Raw genomic sequence first — 13,385 nt, forward strand, 5'->3', positions numbered from 1 at the left:
CACCACGCGCGCGGCGCCGTGAGAGCAGGAGACCCCCTGGGTCATCCCTAAGTAAACATTCCGCAGGCCGCCGAGCAAAGCTCGCCGGCCGAGGACGTTTACGCGGGATGACCCAGGGGGTCTCCGATGGGATCGAACGACGTTCGTGCTCTACACCTTGAGATAGCGCCTCATCGCGATCGCCGAACCAAACAGGCCGATGATCACGCCGAGGAGGACGAGCGCGCCGTACGTGGCATAGTAGATCTCCATGGGCACATTGAAGCTCATGAAGCTGATGCCGGAAGCTACCTTTGGAATCACCAGGTTGCGGAACAGCTCAAGCACGCCAATGGAGAACAGCGCGCCAAGCAGAGCTTGGAGCACACCCTCGGTGATAAACGGCCCGCGAATGAAACCGTTGGACGCGCCAACGAGTCGCATGATGGCAATCTCACGGCGACGCGCGGTGATGGACAGGCGAATCGTGTTGTTGATGAAGATGAACGCCACAAAGGTCAGCAAGGCAACCAGCACCACAGCCGCGATGCGAATGTAGTTGGTAAGCTGGAACAGGCGGGAGACCTCCTTCTGGCCGTAACGAACGTTCTCAGCGACATCGGCGTCTTTGTCGTCGACGTCGGTGTTGGCATCGTCCACGATCTCGCGGAAGTCGGAGTCGGCCTTGATCTCATCGGCCATGGCCTCGACCTGAGAGGGATCCTCCATCTCGATGCGGAAGGAGCGCGGCAGCGGATTCTGGCCGTCAAGCGCCGAGAGGGTGGCGTCGGCATTGCTCGAGATCGAGGAGCTGTACTCCTCGAGAGCGTCCTCCTTGCTCACGAACTCGACGTTCTTGACGTTGTCCATGCGCTCGAGTTTGTCCTGATAGGCCTCGACGGCTTCATCGGAGGCGTCATCGGAGATGTAGGCCTGGATCGTGACCTGGTCCTCGACGTTGCCGATGGCCGAGTTGACGAGCACCGAGCCGACGATGAACAAGCCGATGATGAACAGGGACAGGAAGATAGTGATGACGGCGCCGAACGACGTCGTCCAATTGCGGAAGAAGTGGCGGAAGGCCTCTTTGGTGGAATATCCGAGATTAGAAGGCGCCATAGTTGCCGTAGCCTCCCCTCTCCTGGTCGCGAACCACTCGACCGCCCTCAAGGGCGATGACGCGACGCTGCATGGAATCGACCATGGCGCGGTCATGCGTGGCCACGATCACGGTCGTGCCGGTACGGTTGATGCGCTCAAGGAGCTTCATGATGCCGAGCGAGATCGCCGGGTCGAGGTTGCCCGTTGGCTCGTCACAAATGAGCAGGGGCGGCCGGTTGACCATAGCGCGGGCAACGGAGACACGCTGCTGCTCGCCGCCGGAAAGCTGGTCTGGCAGAGAATCCATCTGATCACCCAGGCCGACAAGACGCAGGACCTCGGGGACCTGGGCCTTGATGACCGCTTTGGGCTTGCCAATGCACTGCAGGGCAAAGGCCACGTTCTCGTAGGCGGTGCGGTTGGGCAGCAGCTTGTAATCCTGGAACACGGCGCCGATCTGGCGACGCAGGAACGGGATCTTACGGTTCTTGATCTTCATGAGATCCTGGCCCGCCACCATCACGCGGCCGCTGGTCGGCTTAACATTGCGCAGCATGGTGTTGAGCAGGGTAGTCTTGCCAGAACCGGAGTGGCCAACCAAGAAGACGAACTCGCCCGGATAGATCTCGATGTTCACATCGTCGAGCGCGGGCTTGTTGGGCTGCGCCGGGTAGATCTTGGTGACGTGCTCCATGAGGATGACGGGCTCGACACCGGCCTCGCGCGCCTGGCGGGCGCGGGAGTCGTCGACGGGCGCGAACACCGTGGTGAAGTCCGGATTGTTCGCAAGTGCCGCGTCAAGGGACGCGACTTCGGCCGCCTGATCGGGCGTGACCGCGGGGGCTGGCGCATCCATGGGGGACGGAACGCTCACAGGCGTTGCGGCGGGTGCATCGGGCGCGGGCACGTTGAACAGCGGATTCGCTGCAGGCTGCGGAGACGGAGCCGCCTCGCCCTGCTGGGCGGCGGCGAACACCTGAGACTCGAGCGCATCGGGCGTGGCCGGAGCATCGAACATGGATTGGGGGGTGTTCTGCGGAACGGGTTGATCGAACAACCGGTCCTGCACATCCGGTGACGGAACGGCGTGCAAAGGGCTCACAGGATCAACCTGGGGCACCTGAGGTGCAGCCTGCTCGTCTCCGGGGGTACGGAAGTGGTTACCCACTAGAGCTCCTTAGAGTCGTGCGTTTGAACTACAGACTCTCCTATTTTAGCAATACGGCGGGTCTACCATCAAAGCAACACGGCAAGCGCCGGGGCATCGGGGACCAGTTCTACCCAATGGATTTAAACCCGTATCCAATCGCCTCGTTGACATCGGTGATGATAAGCATAGCGTTGGCATCGTGCTCGTAGACGACCGTCTTGATGATCGAGACCTCGCGGCGGCTCAACACAAAGAACAGCACGGGCCGGTCCTTCTTGGTCCAAGACCCCTGCGCCATGAGACGTGTGCAGCCGCGGTCCATGGCATGCAGGATATCGTGCTCGATATCCTCGTAGGCATCGGAGATGATGAAGGCGGCGCGCTGGCTGTTGCCACCATCGACCACCGCATCCACGACATATCCCATGACGACCATGGCAAGGGCGGCGTACAGTGCGTTGGTGAGGGAAAACACCGGGGCGGAGGCGGCACACACCGCGACGTCTATCGCCATGACCGTGGCACCCACCGGCAGCGAGCTCTTACGTGCGATGATCTGGCCAATGGTATCCGAACCGCCCGTGTTGGCTCCGCAGCGGAACACAAGCCCGTAACCGATACCCGAGATGATACCGCCCCACAACGCCGAAAGCATGAGGTCGCTATGGCTCACTTGGAGCACGAACGGGGCGAACAGATCGGTGAAGAAACCGAAGAGCACAAAGCCCGTGACCGTCTGCACCACGTACTTGAGCCCGCCCGACCGCACGACCACGAGCAGCAGCAACGCGTTCATGATAATGGTCTGCAAGCCAACGGGCAGACTAATCCCCGCGCGTCGCCCGAGCTCGGCGATGATGGTGGCGAGACCCGTCAGGCCACCGGCGGCAAGGCCGTTGGGAATCATGAAGGCATCCGTCGCGAACGCGGCGATCGCGCAACCCGCGATGATAAGCGGCAGGTCGCTCACGAACTGCGACTGGATGATGCGGTTGATGTCGATGCGCCGTGCCATATGACCCTTACTCCGCCTGCTCGGTAGCCCAGCGGTGGTAGCCGATGATGAACGGATCGAGATCTCCGTCCTCGAGCACACCGTCCACGTTGCTTGTCTCCACGCCGCTGCGCAGGTCCTTCACCATCTGATAGGGGTACAGGACATAACTGCGAATCTGGTTGCCAAAGCCGATGTCGGTCTTGGGTCCGCGAATCTCGTCTAGCATCTCACCGCGCTTCTCGAGCTCCAGCTCGTACAGGCGTGCCTTCAGGATCTGCATACACGCCGCCTTGTTCTGGATCTGGCTACGCTCGTTTTGGCAGGTGACCACGATACCCGTGGGCATGTGCGTGACGCGAACGGCGGAGTCGGTGGTATTGACGCCCTGTCCACCAGGGCCACTCGCATGGTAGACGTCCACGCGAATGTCGTCGGGCGCAACCTCGATCTCGATGTCATCGGGCAGAACGGGGATGACCTCGACGCCGGCGAAGGTGGTCTGGCGGCGCTTCTTGGCATCCGTGGGGCTGATGCGCACCAGGCGGTGCACGCCCGCCTCGGCACGGAGCATGCCGAACGCGTCCTTGCCCTCAACCGTGATGGTGGCGCGGTCGATGCCGATGACCTCCGCTGCGGGGCAATCGTTCACCGTGACCTTCCAGCCACGACGGGCACAGTACTTCATGTACATCTTGAACAGCATGAAGGTCCAGTCTTGGGCCTCTAGGCCGCCCTGGCCGGGCTTGATGGACAAGATGGCGCTGCCGTGGTCGAACTCTCCCGTGAACCAGCTGGAAAGCTCCATCTCATCGATGGCGCGGGTAAGCTCCTCGGCAGCCGTCGCGGCCTCCGCCACGAACTCGGCTCCGTCCTCCCCCATTTCCTCGGCCAGCTCGAGTGCGGCGCGGGCGTCGGAAAGACGCTCGTGCGCGCGGTCAACCAGCTCGACGTCGCCCTTCACCTGGGAGAGCTCCGCCATATGCGCGCGAGCAGCGTCGGCGTCATCCCAAAATCCCGGCGCAGAGCTGGCCTGCTCGAGCTCGGTCACACGACCCCTGGCCTCGTCGATATGCAGATACGCCTCGACCTCTGTCAAACGCGCGGCGAGGGCATCCAGCTCTGCCAGAATCGACTCAGCGCTTGCATCCGCCGCCATTAGCGATTCCTACCGTGGCAGTTCTTGAACTTCTTGCCGCTGCCGCACGGACACGGATCATTGCGACCCACGTTTGAGTACGGGTCGCCGCTTTGGTCTTTGCGGTACGTGCGCACGGTGGAACCGGCGTTACCCAAGGTCCCCTGGGGTGCCCGCCCAGCACCGGCGGTCACCGCCTGCTGCGCGGCCTGGCGCTGGATGGTGGATGAGCCGGTGTCGCCATCGACCTCGGCCGGACCGCTCATGCGGGCGCCGGCGAGGGCGGGGTTGCGCTCCCCCTCGATCCGCGCGCGGGCGGCATCGGGGTTCTTGAACTCGGCATGCATCACCGTGCGCAGATAGTCCTCGTACATGGTGTTGACGAGCGTCTGGAACGCACGGAACGCCTCGGTCTTGTATTCGACGAGCGGATCGCGCTGACCGAACCCACGCAAGCCGATGCCCTGCTTGAGATAGTCCATCTCCTGGAGGTAGCCCATCCAGCGGGTGTCGATGACACGCAGCATGACCTGGCAGTTGAGTTCCTGCATGAGGCCCTCGCCCAGGCGCTCGGCCTTGGCGTCGTAGGCCTTCTCCACAAACGCGAGCACCGCATCGCAGAGCTCCCCATAGGGGGCGTCCGCAAACTGAGGGGCATCCGGGCGTCCGGTGAGCTCCACGACCCACTTATGCAGACCTTCGAGATCACGCTCGCCCTCATGCGAGTCAACCGGGCAGAACTCGGTCACGCAGCGCTTGATGGTGTCGTCAATGACCTCGTCGATGTGGTTAGAGAGATCCTTGCCGTCCAAAATCTTGTTGCGCTCGGCGTAGATGACCTGACGCTGCTTGTTCATAACGTCATCGTACTCGAGGACGTTCTTGCGCATGGAGAAGTTGATGTTCTCGACTTTGCGCTGGGCGCCTTCCACGGCCTTGGAGATCATCTTGTGCTGAATGGGCATATCGTCGCCCATGTCGGACGCGATCATGAGGTTGGAGATCTTGTCCATGCGCTCGCCGCCGAACATGCGCATGAGGTCGTCCTCGAGCGAGAGATAGAACTGGGTCTCGCCGGGATCGCCCTGACGGCCGGCGCGGCCGCGAAGCTGGTTATCGATACGGCGGGATTCGTGGCGCTCGGTGCCGATCACCGTGAGGCCACCGGCGGCGACCACCTGGTCGTGCTCGGCGCTGCACACGGCCTTCGTCTTGCGCACCAGGTCCTCGTAGACACGGGCGATCTCGGCGAAGGTTGCGGTGTCGATATCGATGCCAAGTGCACGAATGCCTTCGAGTACCTGGTTGAAGACGGTGCGCTCCACCGGCTCGAGTTCCTTCTCGTCCTTGGCGAGCAGGCGCCAGTTGGCCTCGTGGAGGATGCGATCGAGCACCTCGGCGTCGATGCCGAAGTCGTAGCGCATGAGCTCGTCGCGCGCCATCTCCTCGGCGTTGCCGCCGAGTAGGATGTCCGTTCCGCGGCCGGCCATGTTGGTGGCGATGGTGACGGCGCCCAAGCGTCCCGCCTGGGCCACGATCTGTGCCTCGCGCTCGTGGAACTTGGCGTTCAGGACCTCGTGCTTGATGCCGCGCTTGTTGAGCAGGCGGGAGAGGCGCTCGGAGCTTTCGATGGAGACGGTGCCCACCAGCACGGGCTGGCCGTTCGCGTGGCGCACCTCGATCTCGCTGGCGACGGCGTTGAACTTGGCGTCGATGGTGCGGTACACCAGGTCATCGTGGTCGACGCGGGCGACGGGTCGGTTGGTGGGGATCACCTGGACCGGCAGGTTGTAGATCTCGCGGAACTCGGCGTCCTCGGTGATGGCGGTACCGGTCATGCCGGAGAGCTTGTCGTACAGGCGGAAATAATTCTGCAGTGTGATGGTGGCGAGCGTCTGGTTCTCCTCGCGCACGAGCACGCCTTCTTTCGCCTCGATCGCCTGGTGCAGACCCTCGGAGTAGCGGCGACCCTCCATGATGCGACCCGTGAACTCGTCGACGATCTTGACCTCGCCGTTGGTGACGACGTACTGCTTATCGCGATGGAACATGTACTGCGCCTTGAGCGCCTGCTGCAGGTGGTTGACGAGGGCGCCGGAGAGGTCGCTGTAGATGTCGTCGATGCCGAGGCGCTGCTCGATCTTCTTCAAGCCCTGCTCAGTGGCGGCGATGGTGTGCTTGGCCTCGTCCATGACGAAGTCTCCGGTCGCCTCCACGGGCTCACCGGCAGCGAGCATGTCGAACTGGGCCTCCTCACCCTGCGTGAGGCCGCGCACGGCACGGGCGAAATCCTTGTAGGTGCTGGCGCTCTTGGTGCCCGCGCCCGAGATGATGAGCGGGGTGCGCGCCTCGTCGATGAGAATGGAGTCGACCTCGTCGACGATGGCGAAGGCGTGATCGCGCTGGACGCGCTGGCCGGCGCGCAAAACCATGTTGTCGCGCAGGTAGTCAAAACCAAATTCGGAATTGGTACCGTAGATGACATCGCACTGATAGGCGTCGCGCTTGTCGGATAGCGGCATGCCGTTTTGAAGCAGACCCACCTTGAGTCCGAGGAAGCGGTAGATGGAGCCCATCCACTCGGAGTCGCGCTTGGCAAGGTAATCGTTGACCGTGACGACATGCACGCCTTTGCCGGAAAGCGCGTTCAGGTAGCCGGCGAGCGTGGACACGAGCGTCTTGCCCTCGCCCGTCTTCATCTCGGCGATCTGCCCCTCGTGCAGAGCCATGCCGCCGATGAGCTGCACATCGAAGTGGCGAAGACCGATGGTGCGCTTGGACGCCTCGCGCACGACGGCAAACGCCTCGGGCAGCAAGGCGTCGAGCGTCTCCCCGGCGGCCAGGCGGTCGCGGAACACACGCGTTTGGTCACGGAGTTCCTCGTCGCCCATGCCCTCATACGCGGGCTCGAGCGCGTTGATGGCGTCGACGGTCTTCCAATAGCGCTTGAGGTCCTTGTCGGAGCCGAAGGACAGCAGCTTAGAAACGAATCCCATGTGGTTTCCTCTTCACGATGCGCCAGAGCGGGCAGCGCACATTCGCGCGCGATACTCGCGTTGACGCATAGACACAGTTAAGGAAACTTTAGCCAAATGGCGCACAAGCTATGCGCAGGATGTATGTGCACACAAAACGACCCTGTACACGGCGGCGGGCCGAGTGAGCGCAAAACCTACGTTTGCGATGGTCCAGACGTTGGTTTTGCGCTCACTCGATTCGAATACCGGAAAACGTTACGGATATCGCCGAAAGGCGGGGAAAAAGATGATCGCAAAATGAAAACCCCGCACCCAGATGGGCGCGGGGTTTCACGCGTACGTCTAAAGGCGAAGGCTACTCGGCGACCTCAGCGGTCTCCTCGGCAGCGACCTCGGCCTCAGCGGCAGCCTCCTCGGCAGGAGCCTCAGCGGCCTTCTTGGCGGCCTCAGCGGCGGCCTTCTTCTCGTACTCAGCGGCACGCTTGGCCTTCTCGGCGGCCTTGGCCTCGCGCTCGGCGGCCTTCTTGGCAGCGGCCTCCTCGGCAGCGGCCTGCTTGGCGGCCTTCTTGGCGGCCTCGCGCTCGAGGGCGGCCTGAGCGGCGCCACCGAACTTGTCGGCGAATCGCTGGACGCGTCCACCGGTGTCGACGAACTTCTGCTGGCCGGTGTAGAACGGATGGCACTCGTTGCAGAGTTCGACCTGGATCTCGGACTTGGTGGAATGGGTCTTGAAGGTGTTGCCGCAGCTGCAGCGCACCGTGCACTCCACATACTCGGGATGGATGCCAGACTTCATGGCAGGGCTCCTCTTCTGGTCACGTCCTGGTTACCGACCAGGACAAAGGGGTGACTTGGTTTCCGACCAAGTCAAAATAGCTTGTCAATGCTACCACACGCACCGCGCGGCAGCGAACGTGCACAAAAGGTCCATGGGCGCATGGGGGCAGCGTGCCTCACCGCGTTCCTTATGCGAGGACCTACCCCGCCAAGCACTCGCGACGGCCCTTGCGCTCAGCCAGCGGCACGTATCTGCCCGACTCGAGCACCGAGCGATACGCGGGGCGGATGATGCGGTGCGCGCAGATGAGCTCCTCCATGCGGTGTGCCGCCCAACCGGCAGTGCGTGCCACGGCGAACAACGGGGTGAACAGGGTGTCGGGGATACCCAGCATCTTGTAGATGAAGCCCGTGTACAAGTCGATGTTCGCGCAGATGGGCTTGGTGGTACCACGCACATCGGCCATCACCTGCGGGGCGAGCTTCTCGATGCGCTCGATCAGCTCGAATTCCTCCCCCATGCCCTTGGCGTGGGCCAGGCCGCGGGCATAGCGCTTGCACAGCACGGCGCGCGGGTCAGACAGGGTATAGACCGCGTGCCCCATGCCGTAGATAAGACCGCTGCCGTCGAAGGCCTGGCGGCGCAAGATCTTCTCCAGGTACGCGGCGAGCTCATCCTCATCATCCCAATTAGTCACGTGCGCGCGGATGTCCTCGTGCATCGCCACAACCTTAGCGTTGGCGCCGCCGTGGCGCGGACCCTTGAGCGAGCCGATGGCGGCGGCATAAGCGGAATACGCATCCGTTGCGGAGCTGGACAGCACGCGGCAGGCGAACGTCGAGTTGTTACCGCCGCCGTGCTCGGCATGGAGCATGAGCATGACGTCGAGCAGCATGGCCTCGGCGCGGGTATACCCGTCCTCGCCGCGAAGGATCTGCAAAATCGCCCCAGCCGTGGAGAAGCCGGGCTCCGGAATGGGAACGGGCGCACGCTTGCCGCTCACCTGGGCGGTGCGGAACGTCTGGGCAAAGGCGGCAAGACGGGGCAGACGGGACAGCAGCGAGATGGCGACGTCGACCTCGTGCTCGGGCGTTATGGAATCCGGATCGGAGTCGAAGGCGTAGAGCAGCAGCACGGCGCGCTGCAGCGCATTCATGATCGAGGGGCTCACCGTGGTGATGGGAAACTGACGCACGAACTCACTCGACAGATGACGATACGCGCCCAGGCGACCGTTGAAATCGTCGAGTTCGCTGGCAGTGGGCAGCTCGCCGGTGATGAGCAGATACGCGACCTCCTCATACCCAAAACGGTCCTCCTTCTGGGCATTCTCTATAAGGTCCTCGATGTCGTAACCACGCAGGATAAGATGGCCCTCGTCGGGCACGACCCGACCGTCGACCACGTTGTATCCGTGCACGTCCGAGATACGCGTGAGGCCGGCGACCACGCCGGAGCCGTCCGCATTGCGCAGGCCGCGCTTCACGTTGTGGGTGCGGAACAGGTCCTCGGAGTATTCCTCAGAGGGAATATCGTGGTAGAGACGGTCGGAATTCTCATCAACGCGGCGGCTCGCCTCGTAATCGAGAACCAAGCGGCTCAGGTGATCGTCGAAGCGATAGTAGATGTTGTGGGCGTCGTACGACATAGCGGGCTCCTTATTTGGCAAGCGCCCCGGCATATCGCCGGGGCGAACGAGGAACGATGGACGGAGTCGAGGATCACGCCGTGCGCAAACATGCACCCGTCACCAAATGGCACAGGCTACAGGCGGTACATGAACTGGAAGACATCCTCGCGCTGCATCTCGACGGTGACGCCGAGCTCATCACCCTTAGCGGAAAGCGCCTCTTGGAGCTCGGAGAAGCCGAGCGTCGAGGCGGACACGTCGGCGATGAGGGTCATGGTGAAGATGTCCTCGATGATGCTTTGCGTGATGTCGCGGATATCGACGCTCGCCTCGGATAGGACGCACGTCATGCCGGCGACGATGCCGGGGCGGTTCTTACCGAGGACAGTGATGACGACGCGGCTGGAAGAGGTCTCTGCCATGGGATTCCTTTCGGGTCATGCGGCGATGCCGCCCAAATCGTTGCAAAGTGCCCGCCCTCGACGGCGTGCGGAAGACGGGTGGAGCCACGCGGCGCTAAGCCAGCATCCGGCATGTCCAAGCGCACTCCATTGCGATGCAGTGTTCCCAGTCTAGCCGATTTCGCGTGTCACAAGGCACGCCGAGACCCCCGCATCGACAAATGCAATCAAATTGCAAATCTCCGCGTTACCGCAGCGACTCGAGGACTCGGCGCATCTCCGCCTGCACGGCATGGTCGGCGTTGCACCCAACGACCCTGTCGGCGACAGCCTGCAAGGCGGGGCGGCCGTTGGCCATTGCGCAACCCGTGCCGACAAATCGGATAATCTCGTAATCGTTCATCGCGTCTCCAAAGGCCATGACCTCATCACGCTCGATGCCGTAATGGTCCATGAGCAACGCGATGCCCGACGCCTTGGACACCCCGGGCTGCATCGCGTCGATATAGGAGTTGCCCGAAGGCGCGAAAGTGAACAGATCGCCGAGCTCGCGCTGGAGGACATAGGCGTTGTCCATCACGTTACCATCGTCGCAAAAGATACTCGCCTTGATGATGTTGACCTTCGGCGACGGAAGCTCATAGATACGCTCCGCATTGGGAAGGTCCTTATCGACCTCCCGTACAAATATGTCCTCATCGTCGAGCAGGTAGGACTTTGTACGATCGAATAACGCCAGATGCATGTTAGGAAACATGGCCACGGTCCGTGCCAGGCGGCGAATCGCCAGGTGCGAGTACACCTCTCGGTCAATCTGCACACCATCCGCGTAGACTTGGGCCCCGTTAGATGCGACGAAGTCCATGCTGTCCTTTATGGGGGCGAAGAACTCGCACAGTCGGTCATACCGCCTGCCCGAACTTGCCGCAAAGTGAACGCCGTGCTCCTTGAGTTCGAGGATGAGGTCGTATGTCTCGGCGGGAACCATTCCGCTCTCGTCGAGGAGGGTGCCGTCCATGTCGGAGGCGATGAGCTTGATGTGTCGTGCCATGATGACGCTTCCTTACGTGTACAGGCCCCGCGGCTTATATATGGCCGCGGGGCACAACCTGTTGAGAAGCGTACCCGACGCAATCGGATGCAAGCACCACGCATCAAAGGTGCTCGAAACCCTTACCGAGCACTTATATTTCGCAGGGACCACGGGGAAATGAACGCGTCGCGGCCTACTCGGCGTATGAAAACGTCGTGACGTCGAACATGCCCTCGGGGCGAATGCGCAGGGTGGGGATAACCGGCAGCGGCAGGAAGATCATGCCCATGATGGGATCGAGCGGAGGCTCGATGCCCATTGCGCGCCCGGCCTCCATGAAGGCGTCGTGCTCGCGTGCGACCTCCTCGGCCGTCTTGTCGCTCATAAGACCACCGAGCGGCAGGTCGATCTTGGCCCTGACCTCGCCATCTTGCACGAGGACGAAGCCGCCGGAGCCCACCGCGCGCACGGCTGCGAGCATGTCAGCGGGGTCATCGCCCACCACGCAGACGTTATGGGAGTCGTGGCCGATGGTGCTCGCGATGGCGCCCCGGATGGCAAAACCGCGCACCCAGCCCTGCCCGATGTGCCTGCCCGCGAGCCCCGTGCCCGCCGCGCCATCGCCGTCGGCACCTGAGAGCTGTGCCTCGACCCCGCGGCCGTGACGCTCGATGAGCATGATGCGGCGGAGGCCCTCGGCGGTCTCGGGTCGTGCCATTCCCGTGACGGCGTTACCGGGGATCACGTCGATGACGGCTTCACCGGGGCGGAATTTGTAGGAGAAGACATCGAGCGAGAGCTCGGGCAGTTGGACGGAGTCACGCAGGCGCCCCTCGAGCTTGTCGAGGCCGGGTCGCGAGTCGACCGGCGCGATGGAGCCCACGAAGGCACCATCCTCGGCGAGGAGCTCGCCCGCAACGTATACGCGATGTGGGGCACCCTCAAACGCAAGGTTGTCGAGCAGCAGGACGTCCGCGCGCTTGCCCGGAGCGATGGCGCCGCGACGGTCGAAGGCGCACAGCGCGCCGTGGTCGAGACCGAAGACGTCCGCCGTGGAGAGCGTCGCCATGGAGATGGCAACCACCGGGTCGATACCCGCCTCGACAGCGACGCGGCACGCATTGTCGATCATGCCGACGTTGAGGGCGTCCGAGGGGGCGCGATCGTCCGTGGCGAAGCAGCAGCGGCGCGCGAGCGCGGGGTTCTCGACGATGAGCGGGGCGAGATTCGCGAGGTCGTGACTGCAGGTGCCCTCGCGAAGCATCACGTACATACCGCGGGAGAGCTCGTCGAGGGCCTCCTCGACGCCCGTGTTCTCGTGGTCGGCGATGATGCCCGCGGCGACGTAGGCGTTGAGGTCGTTGCCGCACGCCATGGGCGCATGGCCGTCCACCTGGCCGGATGCGGTCTTCGCGCCCACCGCGATGCGGCGGCAGGTCTCCTCGTCCGCACCGTACACGCCGGGCAGGTTCATCATCTCGCCCAAGCCGAAGATCGCACCGTGATACTCGTTCATAAAGGCTTCCATGTCCGCCGCGGTGATCGCGGCTCCGGCCTGCTCGTCAGGCAGGGCGGGTACGCAGGAGGGCATCATGAACTTGATGTCGAGCGGCGCACGGGAGGCGTCCTCGATCATGAACGCAAGGCCCTCGAGGCCGCATACGTTGGCGATCTCGTGGCTGTCGGCGATGGCGGTGGTGGTGCCCCGGGTGAGCGCCATGCGGGCGTACTCGGACGGGCGAATGTTGGAGCTCTCGATGTGCAGGTGGCCGTCGATGAAACCGGGGGCGAGGTAGCGGCCCTCGCAATCGACGACGCGGGCGGCCTCCCAGGCGGGAACGGACGCGTCTGCGCAGTCGCGCCCCTCGAACAGGACGCCCGCGATGCAGCCGCATGTAACCGCGACCTGACCGCGCGCCACGCGCAAACGGTACACGTCGACGATCTGCGCGTTCACGAACACCGTGTCCGCCGGCACGCGACCCTCCGCCGTGTCGATGAGAGCCTGCATCAATTTGACCAGATTGGGTTCCATATCCTTGGCACCGCCCTTCATGTGAGCCGTCATTTCATCCATGGTACCCAATGCGGCAGCCGAACCGATGCGAAAGGAGCGTTGCCTTTTTGGTCGTGGCCCCTTCACGGCTGATCGCAGGCGCAGCCTTTCCGCGAGCGAGCGCATCGGGAAACCGCTCCTGAATGG

Annotated in this window: 10 protein-coding genes; all 10 read right to left on the reverse strand. The window is 63.1% G+C overall.

Annotated elements, in window-relative coordinates:
• Positions 1 to 150: 150 nt before the first annotated feature.
• Complete coding sequence (gene ftsX / locus DWV48_RS04175; protein WP_118653585.1) at positions 151 to 1,098, reverse strand: permease-like cell division protein FtsX; 948 nt, start codon at positions 1,096 to 1,098, stop codon at positions 151 to 153.
• Entirely contained in the window at positions 1,085 to 2,248 is a 1,164-nt protein-coding gene (gene ftsE / locus DWV48_RS04180; RefSeq protein ID WP_118653586.1) for a cell division ATP-binding protein FtsE, read from the reverse strand. Before ftsE ends, ftsX begins: the two co-directional genes overlap by 14 nt.
• Positions 2,249 to 2,357: 109 nt before the next feature.
• A complete protein-coding gene (locus DWV48_RS04185) occupies positions 2,358 to 3,245 on the reverse strand; it encodes a YitT family protein (protein WP_118653587.1) in 888 nt (295 codons plus the stop codon).
• Positions 3,246 to 3,252: 7 nt separating this feature from the next.
• Positions 3,253 to 4,383: a peptide chain release factor 2 gene (prfB, locus tag DWV48_RS04190; RefSeq protein ID WP_118653588.1), complete on the reverse strand. Its 1,131-nt coding sequence runs from the start codon at positions 4,381 to 4,383 to the stop codon at positions 3,253 to 3,255.
• Positions 4,383 to 7,358 carry a preprotein translocase subunit SecA gene (gene secA / locus DWV48_RS04195; RefSeq protein WP_118653589.1) on the reverse strand — a complete coding sequence of 992 codons (2,976 nt, stop codon included), beginning with the start codon at positions 7,356 to 7,358 and terminating at the stop codon, positions 4,383 to 4,385. The genes prfB and secA overlap by 1 nt, the downstream gene beginning before the upstream one ends.
• A gap of 337 nt (positions 7,359 to 7,695) precedes the next feature.
• Positions 7,696 to 8,136, reverse strand: a complete 441-nt coding sequence (rpmE, locus tag DWV48_RS04200) for a 50S ribosomal protein L31 (protein ID WP_118653590.1) — start codon at positions 8,134 to 8,136, stop codon at positions 7,696 to 7,698.
• A 181-nt stretch (positions 8,137 to 8,317) separates the two neighbouring features.
• A complete protein-coding gene (locus DWV48_RS04205) occupies positions 8,318 to 9,766 on the reverse strand; it encodes a citrate synthase (RefSeq protein WP_118653591.1) in 1,449 nt (482 codons plus the stop codon).
• 116 nt (positions 9,767 to 9,882) lie between these two features.
• On the reverse strand, positions 9,883 to 10,170 hold the full coding sequence (locus tag DWV48_RS04210) for an ACT domain-containing protein (protein ID WP_118653592.1): 288 nt from the start codon (positions 10,168 to 10,170) through the stop codon (positions 9,883 to 9,885).
• 226 nt (positions 10,171 to 10,396) lie between these two features.
• Complete coding sequence (locus tag DWV48_RS04215) at positions 10,397 to 11,200, reverse strand: Cof-type HAD-IIB family hydrolase (RefSeq protein ID WP_118653593.1); 804 nt, start codon at positions 11,198 to 11,200, stop codon at positions 10,397 to 10,399.
• 175 nt (positions 11,201 to 11,375) lie between these two features.
• Positions 11,376 to 13,238, reverse strand: a complete 1,863-nt coding sequence (locus DWV48_RS04225; RefSeq protein WP_233546135.1) for an adenine deaminase — start codon at positions 13,236 to 13,238, stop codon at positions 11,376 to 11,378.
• Positions 13,239 to 13,385 lie beyond the last annotated feature (147 nt).

The sequence above is a fragment of the Collinsella sp. AF08-23 genome (genome assembly GCF_003479805.1).
Lineage (GTDB): Bacteria > Actinomycetota > Coriobacteriia > Coriobacteriales > Coriobacteriaceae > Collinsella.